The following is a 15894-nucleotide window of genomic DNA, read 5'->3' on the forward strand; positions in this document are numbered from 1 at the left end:
CAGCTGCCCGGTCAACCAGATCATCTCGATATTGCGCTGGCATTCCCGCTCCAGCCGTCGGCTCGACGGCACGCGATTGAGGTAGCCGTAGATGTAGATCTTGAGCATCATGCCGGGATGGTAGCCGGGTCGCCCCGTGTCGAGTGGCTGGACGCCAACGAAGCCGAGCTTATCCAGATCGAGACCGTCGACGAATATGTCGACCGCTCGGACCGGATTATCCCCGCTCACATAGTCATCGAGCGACGACGGAAACAGCGTGCTCTGCCCCCGATCCAACCCTTCAACAAAGCGCTTCATCAGATGCCCCGCAAAATCGCAGGGAATCTTATCGCCCGAATCACAGCAAACAGAGCCTTTTCACACAGCCTGGGCCAGAAGCGGACAGCCTCGCAGGCCGCGAGCGATCTGGTACACGACCGCGCAGTCATTCCCTTCGGATGCGTTCAGGCAAGCAGCGGGGTTTCCCGAAATTCCTCATCGATGCATCCACGCCCTGGAAATCGAAAGCAGTGTGTGACCGATGACGCTGAGGAGCGCCGCGATGCCCCATATAGTGAACATGTTCTCTTTGTAGCTTGCAGAAAAGCCAGCGCCTTCGGCGATCACATCGCCGATATACTTCCACCAGCCGGTGAGAGTGCCCGGCAACCCGCCAGTCGCATCAGCAATCGCAAGCGTGACTCCCGAGATTACGGGAAGATAGAAGACGAGAACCACGGATGCGGCGAGAACACGGAGAACGAATCGCATGAGACCCTCCAATGTACGCAATGATCGCCGCGAACTCACCGAGCCGTTGTTTCTACGTGAGTCCCTTTGAGGACAGCACCTCGAAACAATCCGCTTCGCTTACACTCATGACTGCGCACGCGCCCCTGCAAAAAACTGCTGCTCCCGCGCGCGCGTTTATCGCCGAGAGCGGAATCATTTTCGGCGCGACCGCGGCGCTCTATGGCGAGATCACGGTCAAGAATGGTCGCGTCGAGCAGGCCAACTTCGACACTGCGCATTAACGAAACGCCCAATATCGAGGTCCATAGCGTCAAAGAGCTCGGAGCCCCCGGGCTTCGCCGTGGCAGCCCGCCTCAAACCTGAATCAAGGCGTAGGGTCGACCGCTGGGCTTCTCGATTGACCGCGCCACGTTGTAAACCCGCGCGCCTCCGGGCGTGCGGCCTTCATAGCGACCCTGATGAGCATGGCCGTGAACGACCGCACTCACCGTAAATCGATCGATCGTTTCGCCGAGGCGTGACGAGCCGAGGAACGGAAGAATCTCCAGCGGCTCGCCTTCAACCGTATCGAGAATCGGCGCATAGTGAAGGACGACAACAGCCTGCTTGCTCGCCACCGCGCGCATCGCATTTTCGAGGCGCGTCGCTTCGTTGACGGCTTCGGCGACCAGGCTCTTGACGACGGCCTCGCCGAACGAAGCGAGCATGCGGCGGCCGAACCCACCGATGAAGCCCTTCACGCCGACGAAGGCGACGCCATCGATTTCGTACGACTGCCCGTTGAGCAGGTGCATTCCGGCGCCCTTCAAAATGCTCTTTACGTCTTCAGTCTGCCCGGACTCGTAGTCGTGGTTTCCGAGCACGCCGACAACGGGAATGGAGCAGGCGCGCAAATCCTCCGCCAGAAGTTCCGCTTCGGACGGCTTGCCGAGGTCCGTGAGGTCGCCGCAAAGGACCAGCACCCGGGCCTTGGTCGAGAGCTCGGCAAAGAGTTCCCGGAAGGACAACGTGCGGTCCTCCTTAACGTGGAGATCGCCAATGGCAGCGAAGGTGAGCGTGTCGGGTTTTTCGGACATCGCGCTACTCGCTATCCTGGTCTGCGTCGGCAAAGCCCCATTCCTCAACGGCCGGGGCATAATCGACCTGCGAAAACAGGCGCCCCCGACATATCTTCACGCGCGGAGGAGGAAGTTCGAACTGGGTCTTCAGGCGGGCGACCAGTTCGTCCATCAGCCAGCGCGGCAGGCAATCGCGCTCGCTCGGATAGGCCCAGCGGAAGTTGAGTAGATGTGCCAGAAGCACCTCCCAATGCAGCTCCATGTAGGCAAGCAGACGCCGCCAGTCGATCTGATCGTGCTGCTTGAGAATGAGATGCGCGATATCCGGGCCATCGTAACGGTGCCGCAGCTGGACGAAGGCCTTGGACCAGATCAACTCCGTCGGGGCGATGATGCGCATCGGCGTACCGAACACTTCGATGCGCGGCGCGGATTCGAACCATTGGTCGGTCACGGGAGCCATGCCATGCCAGAAAGCGAAGATCACATCGAAAAAGTGCTCGTCCTGGAAGACCTTGCCGAGCCAGCGTTCGTCCTCGATTGCGACGGTGTACCCGAGGTTGCGGAAGTGGTTGAGAACACGTGGATAGTCAGTCGGCTTGCACACGATATCGAGATCTTTGGTAGCGCGCACCACGCCGGTATAGGCGCTGACAGCATACGTGCCGGCCAAAAGAAACGGCAGATCCAGCTTCGCGAGCTCGCGCAAGGCCTGAGTGTAAAACACCTCGGCGCGGGCCGATGGCACGGTCGGCTCGGCGGCCGCAGCGATCGTCTCTATCGATCCAGTGGTCTCCTTGGCCATAATAGTTCACTCGAAGCTCATCGGCTTCGGCCATGAGGGTCCCTGTTCGACAATCGAATAGACCATGCAAAGTTCCGCGCGCCCTAGGTCCCACCGGCAACAAACCGGTTCGCAATGGTCGATGGACTTCGCTTTCAGCGTGCCTTGGCGACGTTGAGGAATTGATTCGTCTTCAAATTCGGTACGTCTTCAGCGAGCCAGAGAAGCGCGTCAAACATCTGCGCACGGCGGTCGACAACATGGGCGTATGCGGTGAGGTCCGCTATACCCCTGATAGCGGCGCGATAGCCGACCTCACCAGAGGTCCGAGGCGGACATTCGCGCGAGGCGCCAGCCGCCTCGACAAATTCCGGCTCAGCAAGAACGGGACGTTTGCGAGCCTAGTTTTGTGAACGCGTAAAGGGGACAAAGCGCACGAGGGCGACGGCGCGCGTCGTCGTCTTGTCGGGGGCGATTTTTTCGACGACCGTGAGCTGCTGAGTGGTGTAACCGGGTCCCACCGGCATAACGAGCCGGCCACCTACTTTAAGCTGTTCAATCAGGGGCGGCGGTGGCTGCCCGAGCGCGGCAGTCACGACGATGGCGTCAAAAGGACCGCATTCGGGCCAGCCATCGTATCCGTCGCCAAGCTTGACGCTCACGTTGTCATACGCGAGGTCTCTTAATGTTTTCGCGGCGGTCTCGGCCAATTGCGGGATGATCTCGATGGTGCAGACCTTTCGCGCCAGGTGCGCAAGGACGGCGGCCTGATAGCCCGAACCCGTCCCCACTTCCAGCACAACGTGATCCGGCGCGACCTCGACCAATTGGGTCATCAAGGCCACGATGTACGGCTGCGATATGGTCTGCCCGAGACCGATCGGCATCGGTCTGTCCGCGTATGCGGTGGAGCAAGACTGCTCGGGGATGAATAGATGGCGTTTCGTTTGCTCCATGGCCTCAAGGACACTCTCCGACAGGCCTTGCTGTCCCAAGGCACTGGCGGCGGATCGGGCGTATGCCCGGATGGTTTCGACCATGGCGACGCGCTCGCGGACGCATTGCGCGTCCTTTGGTGCGTCCTGAGCGGTCGCTTCCCGGGCCACGACAACCATGGCAAACACGAGCAGCAGCAAGGCCTTCATCGTGCGCTCTCCGAGAAGTAATGGGCTCACGTCGAGCGCTCGAGCGCAATGAGCCGATTCGACGCATCACCTCAGCGAAACACGGCGTCCGGCGAACGACCGCAGTGCGTCATGGGGCCCTCCAGCGGTCACGATCCATCACTTTATCTGGAAGGGCACGCATTGCCGACCAAAATGCTCTCAAGCGGGATTCCTCACCTAACGTCCGTTGCGGGTCATTCGCGTCGGTTTGGCCACGTGATTACCACGTCCGGTCCGGCCCCGGCTGCTGACGTGCCGGCCGCAATCGCGATCTTCGTCTTTGGGCCATAAGCAATCATTCCGGCCGCTGGCCGGATGCGGTGCCGTCGCCGCGCGGCAGGGTAATGATAAACTCAGTAAATGCGCCAGGCTCGGTCTCGACGTCGATCCTGCCGCCGTGTTGTTTGACAATGATGTCATGGGTCATTGAGAGGCCGAGCCCCGTTCCTTCTCCGGCCGGTTTGGTGGTGAAGAAGGGATCGAAAATCTTTTCTCTGACTTCGGGCGAAATGCCGACACCATTGTCGCGAATCCGGATTTCGACTGTCTTGCCAAGGTTCTTGGTGGCAGCGCTAAGGACAGGCTCAAAGGTATCGTCGGCTGCTTCGGCCTTTCGCCTAGTCGCGGCATAGAAACCGTTCGAGATCAGATTAAGCAACGCTCGCGTGATCTCCTGCGGAAACAGCTCGGCCGCACCCGCATTCGCATCGAAGTCGCGCTGCAGCGTGATGCTGAAGCCGGGCTTTTCGGCGCGTGCGCCGTGGTAGGCAAGATTGAGGCTTTCATCCACCAGCGAATTGATGTCGGCGGGCCGCTGCTCACCCGGCCCCTCGCGGGAATGCAGCAGCATGTTCTTGACGATGGAGTCGGCGCGCTTGCCGTGCTGCACGATCTTTTCCAGATTCTCCTTGAGCAACTTCGTCAGTTCGTTGACTTCCTCGCGGAGCTTGTCGTTCAGAGCGGCGGCTTTCAGCGTATCGTTCAGCTCGTCGGTGAGCTCGGCCGAGAGCGCGGAGAAATTGTTGACGAAGTTGAGCGGATTCTTGATCTCGTGCGCGATGCCGGCGGTGAGCTGGCCGAGCGACGCCAGCTTCTCGGTCTGCACCAGGCGATCCTGCGCGGCGCGCAGGTCGTCGAGGGAACGAGTCAAATCGTCAGTGCGCTCGCGCAGCTCGCGGAGCAGCCGCGTGTTCTCGATGGCGATCACCGCTTGTGCCGCAAAATTTTCTAGCAACTTGACCTGCTTGTCGCTGAACTCTTGCACCTCCTTGCGGTAGACAGCAAAGGCGCCGACAAGCTCGCTCTCCTTGAGCATCGGCACAATCAGAACGGTGCGGGCTGCGGCGACCTTGTAGATCAGATCGTCGGGATACTCGGTGGCAATATCGGCAATGTGAACCAGCGCCTTGGTCTCGACGAGGCGCCCCAGCGAAGGCGCCCCATCAAACGGCACGATGAAGTGTGGCGGCGTTTCCTGGTCGGGCGCATACGATTGCGGCACGTTTTGCGCGGCCATTCGCGCCACCCGCCGCAACCTGTCGCCTTCGTATAGGAGCAGCGTCCCAAAACTGGCGCTGCAGATGCGCACGGCATTTTCCAGCATGGCCTCGAACACCGGCCCAAGCTCACCAGGCGAACTGGATATGACTTGCAGCACTTCCGAAGTTGCGGTCTGCTGCTCCAGCGCTTGATCCAGCTCTACAGTCCGACGTTCAAGCTGCGCCTGTAGATCGGCAACCGAAACTGCCTCGCGACGAGTGACAGATGGGGCTATCCCGCACTTGGTCTTGGCCGATTTGCGACCTTTTGGCGCACTTCTCCTGCGGGCTCTCGCCTTGGCTGCCTTGTTGCCCGTCTTTACCACGCGCGTCATTTCCGGCCCCTGGGTCGAGAGCGGGCATCTTATCTGTCTTGGCCATCGGAACGGAAGGGGCGGATTCGCCCCAGTCAGCCGCAGACTAGCCGCTTAACGTCCGAGTTGGGTCAAACGGCGAAATGGCCGCCGTGCCTGCAGTAGTCCGCTCCACACCTGGAAGCGGAGCTCTCATTTGGAAGCGCGGCTTGGACTTACATCCTCATTTCGACAGCGTCGCGGCCCCACGCTCGTCATTCTCCCGCACATGGATCACTGCGATGTCATCCGCATAGATCCGCTTCCAGCCCTTGAGCTGGTCGAGGATCTGCGGGCCCGGCGCATCGGCGACCAATAGCGTCGCGTCGATCTTGTATTCGTCGAGCAGGCGCGGCAGCAGCTCGGGCTTCTTGCCCTCCGTCGCCTTGAAGAAGTCCATAACGAATTTCTCGCCATAGAGCTCGGCGCGGCCGTCGACGAAGACGGGGATGTCGCGCGAGATCAGATAGCCGCCGAACTGATAGGCGTTGAAGATGCGTTGCACCTTGCGCTGCTCGAGCAGGTCGACCGCTGCAACCGGCGTCTGCGTCATCGTGAAGCCGAAGCGGTGATGCCCCATATAGAGCGAGGTCGAGGTCCAGCTCGCGGCGACAATCATCAGTGCGCCGAGCGCGGTGACGTAGCGAGCCGGCCCGTGGTCGGCGCCAGTGGCGTCAGCCGGCGGCCGCGAAAACATCTCGCCGAGCGGCTTGGCCAGCACCAGCGGCACCAGGAAGGCAAAGGCCTCGATGCTCCGGACATGGGTCAGCGCGCTCCAGGTCAGGAACAGGATCAGGAAGATCCTGGGCGCCGAGAGCACGACGCCGCGATAGTAACCGAGCGCGATGAGGCCGAGCAGCGCGCCCTCGAATGATGTGAACGTGGCGAAGTTCGCCGGCATCCATTCGAAGATGAGCGACAGCAGCTCGCCGAGGCTGAGGATGTTGGTTGCGCCCATCAGCGTCCGCCAGCCATAAGGCGTGCAGCAGCTCGCGATCAATGCGCCGACGCCAAACAGCACCCAGCGCAGGAACAGTTGGAGCCGTCGTCCCTTCTCGGCATGCTCGACCGCCTCGAGCGAGATCGGACCGATCAGCGCAAGGCCCAGCACGAAGCCGCCGTGCAAATTCGCCCAGAGCGCCATCAGCGGCAGCCAGGTCCAGGACGGCGCGCTCCTGCGGTCGGCCGCCGCCATCAAGAGGCCGACCCACGCCACCATGACGGGCAGCGCCAGGATATGCGGACGCGCCAGCACGTGATGCAGCGACAACAGCAGCGCCAGCATCGCAAACAGCACCGCGCGCGGTGCCTGGATCTGCGCATCTAACAAATAGACGAAGATCGCGGTCGAGAGCGCGATCCCGATCGCGGTGAGGATCACTGGCCCGGCCCAGCCCCATTGCGTGTAGGAGAACGCAAACATCACCTGCGACAGCCACGACGTCGAAATCCAGGGCGCACCGGTCCGCGTGAAGGAATAGAAGTCCGTGTACGGCATTGCGCCGTGGTCGAGGATCCATTGCCCGATCTTGATCTGCCAGAACGAGTCGGAGTCCTGAAGCAGCGTGTCGCTGACAAAGAGGAAGAACAGATAGGTGCCTGCACCGACGCACAACGGCACCAGGGCGCGCGCGCGGCTCTGCACCGCAATGCTGTTGGCAAAGGAAAGGGACATGCCGCCTCGTGGTCCTGTGTCGGTCCAAGCATGATCCGGAAAAGTGTGTCGCGGTTTTCCGGGAAGGTCATGCTCAAACAATAACCTGAAGCGCGATGAACGATTCATCTCATCGCGCTTCAGGCCGAGCGGACGGCATTGGACCATGCGCGGTCATAACTTCGGGTAAATCGGCGGCGCCGGGCCGATTTCATGTCCCGACAATTTAACCGATTGTTTTCAATTTCGATTTACCATCGACGAATACACGCAAACCGCTCCGTGTTTCCGCAGTCGAATTAACTGCGGCGAAATTCTTTGCCTCTAGGTTCGGTTTCATGGTCGGGCGGCGCTGGGAAGCCGAAAAGACCAGACCAGTTTGTAGCCCCGTTTAATCTTTGGAGCAGTCTATGAAGAACCTCGTTTCGCGTTTCGTGAAAGACGAATCCGGCGCCACCGCCATCGAATACGGCCTGATTGCCGCCGGCATCGCGCTCGCGATCATCACCGTCGTCAACAACCTCGGCAGCTCGCTGAACACCAAGTTCGGCTCGATCTCGAGCAGCCTGAAGTAAAACTGGACGACTTAGGAATTTCGAGAGCCCCGTCCTGGACGGGGCTCTTTTCTTTTGGGTGTCGCTTCTCGCGGCGTTACAGCGGGGGCTTCAGGCGGAATCGCTTGGGTCGCCGCAAGCTCCTTTAACCTCTCCCGCTTGCGGGAGAGGTCGGCGCGAAGCGCCGGGTGAGGGCTCTCTCCTCTTGGGTCTTGGGCTATTGATTGCCGGGACACCCACCCCAGCGCACCTATTGTTGTTGTGCGGCAGGCCATCAAGCCTGATCTCATCGCGCTGTCGCCTTCGTGGCCCGGCTGGCGCTCCAGCCCGTTCGCTGTGACGCTCCACGCATTTGCATCTTGTCATCCACCCTGAATAGTTGTTCAGTCTTTGCGGGGCGATTTGTATCTTTGCAGTGACGAAGCGTTCGGCCGCAGGGCGTGTGGCTGGCGTGTGGGACAGGAAGCGCGCCATGGTTTATCGGCGGACGCATCAAGTGGTGAAGCGCCTTGCGGCCCGGCGCAGTGCGATATTGGCCGCGGCGCGGGAGGCTGCGGCGGAGGGCGGGATGGCGGCGGTGCAGATTGCGCCGGTCGCGGTCCGCGCCAATGTCGCGGCCGGCACGGTCTACCGCTACTTCCCCTCCAAGGCCGAGCTGATCTCCGAATTGATCGCCGAGGTCTCCCGCGACGAGCTCGCGGCGATCCGGCGGGCGGCCGACGCTGCGCCGGGGCCGTCCTCGGCGCTGGCGGCTGCCGTGACCACCGTGGCGGTCCATACGCTGTCGCAGCGCAGGCTGGCCTGGGGCATCCTGGCCGAGCCCGTCGATGTCGATGTCAGCGCCTCGCGTCTTGCCAGCCGGCGCGAGATCGCGGGCGAGATCGCCTCGCGGATCGATGCCGCCGTGCGCGCCGGCCATCTGCCGGCGCAGGATACCGCGCTCGCCGCCACGGCGCTGCTCGGCGCGCTTCATGAGGCCCTGGTCGGGCCGCTCGCGCCCGACAATCTCGAAGATCCCGTCAAGATGCGCGATGCGGTGCAGACCGTGACGCTGCTGGCGCTGCGCGCCGTCGGCGTCATGGACGCCCGCGCCAGGGGTCTGGTGGTGCAGCAGACGCTGCTACCGACCGCGAAGGCGCTGGTGGGGGCGTAGAAGTCGCCGTGCGGCCCGGGGCGGGGCCTCATTGCGCTCAGGCCGTTGGTCGCACAGGGCTTTTCGAAAAACCGCAGCACGGGCGCCGAATGCGCCGTCTACTGTGAATGGGGTTGTTTTCGCAGTTTTTGTTTGAGCGGCCGGACATCAGATATGGGCGTCCCCCTCGGGGCCAACCGAGGCGATGCGCACCATGTTGGTGGTGCCGGGGATGCCGAGCGGCACGCCGGCGACGATGATGACGCGCTGGCCGGCGCGGACGAAGCCGTCCCGGAACGCGATCTGGCCGGCGCGGCCGACCATGTCGTCCTGGTCGCGCGCATCCTCGGCCACAACGCAATGCACGCCCCAGACCACGGCGAGGCGGCGGCCGGCCGAGATGTTCGGCGTGATCGCCACGATCGGCGGCTTCGGCCGCTCACGCGCGACGCGCACGGCGGTCGAGCCCGAACTGGTCCAGCAGATCAAGGCGGGCAGGTCGAGCGTCTCGGCGATCTGACGCGCGGCGTCGGCGATGGCATCGCCCGCGGTGGATTCCGGCGCGGGGCGCTGCGCCATGATCACCGAGCGATAGGTCGGGTCGCGCTCGACCTCCTCGCCGATGCGGTTCATGGTCGAGACCGCCTCGACCGGGAATTTGCCAGCCGCCGATTCCGCCGACAGCATGATGGCGTCGGCGCCCTCATAGACGGCGGTGGCGACGTCGGAGACTTCGGCGCGGGTCGGCACCGGCGACTGGATCATCGATTCCAGCATCTGGGTCGCGATCACCACCGGCTTGCCGGCGCGGCGCGCCATCCGCGTCATCTGCTTCTGCAGGCTCGGCACCCGCTCCAGCGGCAGCTCGACGCCGAGATCACCGCGCGCCACCATCAGGGCATCGGAGGCCTCGATGATGTCGGCGAGGCGGTCGATCGCCTGCGGTTTCTCGATCTTGGCCATGACGGCGGCGCGGCCGCGGATCATCTTCTTGGCTTCGAGCACGTCGTCGGCGCGCTGCACGAAGGACAACGCGATCCAGTCGACGCCGGTGACGAGCGCCGCCTCGAGGTCGGCGCGGTCCTTCGGCGTCATGGCCGAGACCGGCAGGTCGGTGTCGGGCAGGCTGACGCCCTTGCGGTCGCTCATCTTGCCGCCGACCACGACACGCGTCACCGCGTGCTCCTTCGAGGTCTCCTCCGCGATCAGCCGCACCTTGCCGTCGTCGAGCAGCAGCGCATGCCCCGGCCGGAGCGCGGCCAGGATCTCCGGATGCGGCAGGTGGACGCGCGTGGCATCGCCCGGCGCCTTGTCGGAATCGAGGGTGAAGGTCTGGCCGTTCTGGAGCTGGACCGCGCCGTCAGTGAAGGCGCCGAGCCTGAGCTTCGGGCCCTGGAGGTCGACCAGGATGCCGATCGGCCGGCCATAGCTGCTTTCGACGTTGCGGATCGTCGCCACCAGCTCCCGCATCTTGTCGTGCGGGGTGTGGCTCATGTTGATGCGGAACAGGTCGGCGCCGGCCTCGAACAGGCGGCGGATCATCGCGAGGTCTGAAGAGGCGGGTCCCAGGGTCGCGAGAATCTTGATACGGCGAAGACGCCTCATGGCTTACTTCCAGACGGGGGCGGGGCAGCGCCTGGCGGGAGGCCAGGCGCGGGGGGCGTACCACCGGGCGGGCTATTGGGCAAACCCGGCACCCCGCCCGGACCGACCGGGCCGGGCAGGCCGGGCACGCGCTGCTGCGCCGGCTGTTCGTTGGCGTCGGTGAGCTGGACCGTCCAGGCCCGCTGCTCGCCGGTATCGACCTCGAAATAGCCGGTCCGGTCGTAGCCGCGCGCCAGGCAATCCTCGGTGCCGCGGATGGTGAACTCCTTGTCGCGCGAGCACATGAAGGCCTGACCCGACCATTCACCGCCACGGTCGTAGTCGATGGCGTAGATGTAATAGTAACGGGCGACCAACGTTCCCCGCAGCAAAGTCTCGCAGGAGCGGGACGAGATGTTCCACCAGCCCTCGGTGGTCCAGCCCTCGGCGTCCTTGTAGCCCAGCGCAATCCCGACCCGGCTCGACGTGTTGTTGCAGAGGCGGAAATCGGCGGACGCCGGGCTGGTCCAGAGGCACAGCAGCGCGACCGCCAGCACCGGGACCAACCGGGCGAGCATGCGAAGGAGGGAGCGGGGAGATTCGGCGATCATAGTCGCGAGAAGCTATATCAGATCATTGACGATTTGGCGTAGGGGCCGGGAACTGACCCAAGGCCGGGGTTTCGGCCCGTTTGCGCTGTGATATGGCAAAATCTGTGACAGGACCCACCTGATCCCGTAAGGGTGACCGCCATCGGGGCAGGTCTTAAGGAATCCAGTTATGGCAATCGACGACAAAACCAGAACGGAGCTCGAGGCGGCCGCTTTCCGCCGCCTGGTCGATCATTTGAGGACGCGGACGGACGTCCAGAATATCGACCTGATGAATCTGGCCGGCTTCTGCCGCAACTGCCTGTCCAACTGGCTCAAGGACGCCGCCGACGCCCAAGGCGCCGCTTTAAGCAAGGACGAGAGCCGTGAAGCCGTCTACGGCATGCCCTACGAGACCTGGAAGTCGAAATACCAGGGCACGGCCACGCCCGAGCAGATCGAGGCGATGAAGAAGGTCCATCCCCACGGGCACTGAACGGCAGCCTGCGGCCTGCTGAGTCGCGCCACACAACAGCTTTCTTCGCCTCGCTGCAGGAAGGTGTGGGCGCGCTGTGGACGAGCGCGATGCTGCCTTGAACGCGGAGGGCGCCAACCCTAAGGGTCTACCCAGCACGCGCGGTGAGGATGCCGGCGTCACCTCGTTTTGCCAGTTCCATTGGGAGTACCAAGATGGCCACCTCCGCCGCCGTCCGCGACGACGAGCCCGCGACGAAATTTGCCAAGGACCAGCTCAAATCCATCATCGAGCGCATCGAGCGGCTGGAGGAAGAGAAGAAGGCGATCTCCGACGACATCCGCGACGTCTACGCCGAGAGCAAGGGCAACGGCTACGACGTCAAGGCGCTGCGCACCATCGTGCGCCTGCGCAAGCAGGACCCCAACGAGCGCGCCGAGGCCGAGACCATTCTCGAGACCTACATGCAGGCGCTGGGAATGCTCTGAGGCGTTTCGCCTGGTAGGCGTTGCAGCGCACCAAGCTTGGGCGAAGTCCCTTCATCTGCTAGAGTGCTCGGTGAAGGGACCGAGCGATGGATGTGCCGGGACCAGAGCGCAGGCTTGCCGCGGTCCTCGCCGCCGACATGGTCGGCTTTAGCCGGCTCATGGAAGTCGACGAGGCGGGTACCCTTGCGCGCCTCAAGACCCACCGGGTCGAGCTCATCGATCCGGCCATTGCCAAAAATCGCGGCATCATCATCAAGACGACTGGCGACGGCATGCTCGCCGAATTCCACAGCGTCGTCGATGCCGTGCTGTGCGCCGCCGAGGTTCAGCGCCGCATGGCGCGGCGCAATGCCGACGTCCCGCCGCCGCGATGGATACAATTCCGCATCGGCATCAATCTCGGCGATGTCATCGTCGATCAAGACGACATTTTCGGTGACGGGGTCAACGTCGCGGCGCGACTGGAAACGCTGGCCGAGCCTGGAGGGATCTGCGTTTCAGGCGCGGTGCGCGATCAGGTTGGCGACCGGCTCGACGGAGTTCAATTCGACGATCTCGGCGAGCAGAGCGTCAAGAACATCACGCGTCCGATCCGAGTCTTCCGCATTCGGCTGGCGGAGGGGCCTGCAAGCCTGCCCGACGCGACCAAGGCTGTTACGTCACCGGTTGTCTCAAAGAAGCCGTCCATCGCCGTGCTGCCGTTCGCCAATATGAGCGGCGATCCGGAACAGGAGTTCTTCGCCGACGGTCTCACGGAAGACATCATCACCGAGCTCTCGCGCTTCCACGACTTGCTCGTCATCTCGCGAAACTCAACCTTCGTTTACAAGGGCAAGGCTGTAAAGGTCCAGGACATCGGCCGCGAGTTCGGCGTCGACTATGTCATCGAGGGCAGCGTGCGGAAGGCCGGGGGGCGCGTCCGCGTCACCGTGCAGCTGATCGACGCGGAAACCGACCGCCATATCTGGGCCGAACGTTACGATCGCGAGCTCGAGGATATTTTCGCCATCCAGGACGAGATGACCCGCGCAATCGTCGCGACGTTGCCTGGTCGCGTGGAAGCGGCAGCGCATGACCGCACCAAGCGGAAGCCGACCGAGAACATGCGCGCTTACGAATGCGTGCTGGCTGCAAAGCTGCTGCATCACCGTTCAACACGCGAGGACAACGCGCAGGCGCAGACCCTGCTCAACCGGGCGCTGGCAATGGATCCGAATTACGCCCACGCTCACGCCTGGAAGGCGTGTGTGCTCGGCCAGTGCTGGATCTATGGCTGGTGCGCTGACCGCGACGCGACCTTCGAGCAGGTGGCTTCTGAACTCGAGATCGCATTGGCGCTCGACGACAACGATGCGGACGTGCACCGGATCCTCGCCGCGCTCAATCTGACGCGCCACGACTATGAAAAGGCCACCTATCATCAGGAGCGTGCGCTGGCCCTCAACCCGAACTACGATCTGATCGTCGTGCAGCAGGGAGAGCTCCTGACCTGGCTGGGCTTGCCTGAGGAGGGCATCGACTGGATCAGGAAAGCGATGCGCCTCAACCCTCATCATCCCGAGCGATTTTGGAGCCATCTCGGTCGGGCGTATTATTGTGCGGAGAAATACGCCGAGGCCGCCGAGGCGTTTTCAAGGATCACGCGGCCCGACTATACCCATCACGCATTCCTTGCAGCGATATTCGCGCAGATGAACAATGCCGTCGCGGCTGGCGCTCACGCCGCGGAGGTCCTGAAGCGCGAACCCGGGTTCTCGGTGGCAACCTATCTTGCAACCCTGCACTACAAGCGCGAGATCGATCGCGAGCGTCACGAATCCGGCCTCGTCAGGGCTGGCCTGCCGGCATGATCGATGCGCGCGAGGAAGAACGGGGCAGGGGAGAGCTTTGCCGGGCCGCGGCTCTCAGCGCAGCGCGGCGGTACGCACGACGAAGGACGTCGTCTGGAGCTTTGCGGTCGCGCTGCCCGAGAAGCTGTCGCAGGACAGGCCCTGCATCGGGTCCTCGACAAAACCCATCGCGATCACGGCCTGCGGCTTGACGAAAAAGCGGCGCAGCGCCGCCGTATCGAGCTCGCCCATCAGCGTCACCGACATCGCACGACTGGCGCTCGGTGACAGCATCACGATCTTGAGCCAGATGCTGTCGCCCTTGGCCGCGGAGAGTCGGGTCGCGGTTGCGATCCTACCGTCGATACTCTTGCCGACCACCGTGTTGATCTCCGTCGCCTGAGCGAGGCTGCGCGTCGCGGAAGCGGGACGAGCGGAGCGCGGGATCGGCGCGGAGGCGGCGACGACGTTGGCCCGATCGACCGGCGAGGCGGATGCCGGCGCAAAGGCCAGCGCCTGATAGGCCGCGCTGGAGATGCTCGCGGTGGCTTGCGGATCGGTGGCGGCGGCGAGCGCCTGGCGCGCCTTCAACGCGGCGACCTGCGCCGGTGTCGCCTGCTGCGGCGCAGCCGGGATATCATCCCAGAAGCCGCGGGCATTGATGATGTCGGCGGGGGTCTCGGGCTTGCCGGCCGCCGGCTTGTCAGCCACGGGCGCGGGCTTCGGCTTGGGCGGCGCAACGATCTGCGCATCGGCCGAGGCAAGCTGGAGCGTGGCGGCGATTTGCGGCTTGGCGCGCGGCGTCGGCACCGGCTCGGCGGGTTTGGCCGCGGCGGCGACCACGGTCGGCGCGGACGGTTTCGCGGCCGCGGCCGGTGCGCCCTCGTCATCCTCGTCGCTGCTGGCGGCCGGAGCCGCCGACTTGCCCTTGAACAAGGCGGCGAAGAAATTCGTCTTGCTGCCGGAATCGTCGCCGCTACCGCGCCGCTCGATCTCGGCCCTGGCGAGCTCGTAGCCCTTCAGCGGAACGCCATCGGTCGGCAGATGCACCGTTTTTCCGTCGGGGAAGACACGGGCGAGCTGGTCATGCGTCATGCGCGGCCAGTGCCGGATGCTGCCGGTGTCGAGGTGCACGAAGGGCGAGCCGGAGGTCGGATAGAAGCCGACGCCGCCGCGCTGGAGGCGCAGGCCGGCGAAGCGGATCTGCTCCAGCGGCACGCCGGGGATATAGAAGTCCATCGCATGGCCCAGCATGTGTTGGCTGAAGCGCGCCACACCGGAGGAACGGCGGCGGAGCATGGCGTTGGTGGCGGGGGAGCGGTAGGAGGAGATGATCTGGATCGGCTGCTTGCCGTCGACGTCGCGATAGACTTCCCAGAGGATGTCGAACAGGCGACGGTCCATCACCGTCTCGTCCTGGGTGCGCCAGTCGCGCAGGAAGTGGTTGAGCTGCTTCAGCGCGGCTTCGTCATAGCGGCCGTCGCGCTTGAAGGTGACGGTGAGGTCTTCGCCGGAATGGGTGTGATGGAAGGAGAGCGTCTTGGTTTCGTTCAGCGCGGCGGCGTCATGAACCGAACCTGCGGCGGCAAGCAGCAATACGGAAGCGAGGCCGATCCGGGATCCGGCCTTCACTCCCGCATGGGACAACGACAGCACAGCGAATTGGCGTGCGAGACCAGTCAGCACGTATGAGCCCACCCAGTCGACGAGCGTTCAAAATGGACTCTCCCGCCAACCCCGTTAGCAGCGCGAAAGAGGGTGAACGCTTTCTTAAAGCGAGAAGGTTAATTCGAGGTTGACCTTCCCGCCCCCAAACCAAGTCAGAATATGATCCTAAACGGTTGACTGTGGCAAAAAAACGCCCGCTCTCTGGGGCCCGGCTGGAGAACGGTTAACGTCAAGCGTCCCCATCCAGAGGACGGGGCCGCTGATTTCATTGCAGAATTCTTGTGGA

16 protein-coding genes are annotated in these 15894 nt (G+C 63.4%); 6 read left to right on the forward strand and 10 right to left on the reverse strand.

Going from position 1 to position 15894, the window contains the following annotated elements:
* Positions 1-300, reverse strand: a 300-nt coding sequence (locus tag BLV07_RS18505) for a transposase (RefSeq protein ID WP_143035448.1), incomplete at its 3' end; no start/stop codon positions are given.
* Between the two features lie 177 nt (positions 301-477).
* A complete protein-coding gene (locus tag BLV07_RS18510) occupies positions 478-753 on the reverse strand; it encodes a hypothetical protein (RefSeq protein WP_143035449.1) in 276 nt (91 codons plus the stop codon).
* Positions 754-764: 11 nt separating this feature from the next.
* Here BLV07_RS18510 and BLV07_RS47630 point away from each other — a divergent pair, with 11 nt between their 5' ends.
* Complete coding sequence (locus BLV07_RS47630) at positions 765-1016, forward strand: hypothetical protein (RefSeq protein WP_176945621.1); 252 nt, start codon at positions 765-767, stop codon at positions 1014-1016.
* A 72-nt stretch (positions 1017-1088) separates the two neighbouring features.
* On the opposite strand, the gene BLV07_RS18515 is transcribed toward BLV07_RS47630, so the two are convergent.
* The 5 genes from BLV07_RS18515 to BLV07_RS18535 all read right to left on the reverse strand — a co-directional run bounded on the left by BLV07_RS18515 (position 1089) and on the right by BLV07_RS18535 (position 7309).
* Positions 1089-1811 carry a metallophosphoesterase family protein gene (locus BLV07_RS18515; protein ID WP_091888180.1) on the reverse strand — a complete coding sequence of 241 codons (723 nt, stop codon included), beginning with the start codon at positions 1809-1811 and terminating at the stop codon, positions 1089-1091.
* Positions 1812-1815: 4 nt separating this feature from the next.
* Positions 1816-2598 (reverse strand): nucleotidyltransferase family protein, encoded by a 783-nt coding sequence (locus BLV07_RS18520; protein WP_091888182.1) that lies wholly within the window; start codon positions 2596-2598, stop codon positions 1816-1818.
* Positions 2599-2978: 380 nt separating this feature from the next.
* A complete protein-coding gene (locus tag BLV07_RS18525; RefSeq protein ID WP_176945622.1) occupies positions 2979-3722 on the reverse strand; it encodes a protein-L-isoaspartate(D-aspartate) O-methyltransferase in 744 nt (247 codons plus the stop codon).
* A 316-nt stretch (positions 3723-4038) separates the two neighbouring features.
* Complete coding sequence (locus BLV07_RS18530; protein ID WP_091888186.1) at positions 4039-5616, reverse strand: sensor histidine kinase; 1578 nt, start codon at positions 5614-5616, stop codon at positions 4039-4041.
* 202 nt (positions 5617-5818) lie between these two features.
* On the reverse strand, positions 5819-7309 hold the full coding sequence (locus tag BLV07_RS18535) for a hypothetical protein (RefSeq protein ID WP_091888188.1): 1491 nt from the start codon (positions 7307-7309) through the stop codon (positions 5819-5821).
* A gap of 389 nt (positions 7310-7698) precedes the next feature.
* On the opposite strand from BLV07_RS18535, the gene BLV07_RS18540 reads away from it, so the two are divergent.
* Complete coding sequence (locus BLV07_RS18540) at positions 7699-7863, forward strand: Flp family type IVb pilin (RefSeq protein WP_014492421.1); 165 nt, start codon at positions 7699-7701, stop codon at positions 7861-7863.
* Positions 7864-8314: 451 nt separating this feature from the next.
* Entirely contained in the window at positions 8315-8995 is a 681-nt protein-coding gene (locus BLV07_RS18545; RefSeq protein WP_091888190.1) for a TetR/AcrR family transcriptional regulator, read from the forward strand.
* Positions 8996-9142: 147 nt separating this feature from the next.
* On the opposite strand, the gene pyk is transcribed toward BLV07_RS18545, so the two are convergent.
* Together pyk and BLV07_RS18555 are read right to left on the reverse strand one after the other, a co-directional pair.
* Entirely contained in the window at positions 9143-10579 is a 1437-nt protein-coding gene (gene pyk / locus BLV07_RS18550; RefSeq protein ID WP_091888192.1) for a pyruvate kinase, read from the reverse strand.
* On the reverse strand, positions 10576-11169 hold the full coding sequence (locus BLV07_RS18555) for a DUF1036 domain-containing protein (protein WP_091888194.1): 594 nt from the start codon (positions 11167-11169) through the stop codon (positions 10576-10578). Before BLV07_RS18555 ends, pyk begins: the two co-directional genes overlap by 4 nt.
* A 169-nt stretch (positions 11170-11338) precedes the next feature.
* On the opposite strand from BLV07_RS18555, the gene BLV07_RS18560 reads away from it, so the two are divergent.
* The 3 genes from BLV07_RS18560 (at position 11339) to BLV07_RS18570 (ending at position 13961) form a co-directional block, all read left to right on the forward strand.
* Positions 11339-11644 carry a DUF1244 domain-containing protein gene (locus BLV07_RS18560; RefSeq protein WP_091888195.1) on the forward strand — a complete coding sequence of 102 codons (306 nt, stop codon included), beginning with the start codon at positions 11339-11341 and terminating at the stop codon, positions 11642-11644.
* A gap of 194 nt (positions 11645-11838) precedes the next feature.
* Positions 11839-12111, forward strand: coding sequence for a DUF2312 domain-containing protein (locus tag BLV07_RS18565; protein WP_018641571.1), 273 nt, complete (start codon positions 11839-11841; stop codon positions 12109-12111).
* An 86-nt stretch (positions 12112-12197) separates the two neighbouring features.
* The gene (locus tag BLV07_RS18570) at positions 12198-13961 is read left to right on the forward strand and encodes an adenylate/guanylate cyclase domain-containing protein (RefSeq protein WP_091888197.1); all 1764 of its coding nucleotides are present in this window, start codon (positions 12198-12200) and stop codon (positions 13959-13961) included.
* Between the two features lie 54 nt (positions 13962-14015).
* On the opposite strand, the gene BLV07_RS18575 is transcribed toward BLV07_RS18570, so the two are convergent.
* Complete coding sequence (locus BLV07_RS18575) at positions 14016-15626, reverse strand: peptidoglycan L,D-endopeptidase MepK (RefSeq protein ID WP_244551140.1); 1611 nt, start codon at positions 15624-15626, stop codon at positions 14016-14018.
* Positions 15627-15894 lie beyond the last annotated feature (268 nt).

Origin of the sequence: Bradyrhizobium sp. Rc2d, assembly GCF_900099855.1 — a bacterium.
In the GTDB taxonomy this organism is placed as follows: Bacteria; Pseudomonadota; Alphaproteobacteria; order Rhizobiales; family Xanthobacteraceae; genus Bradyrhizobium.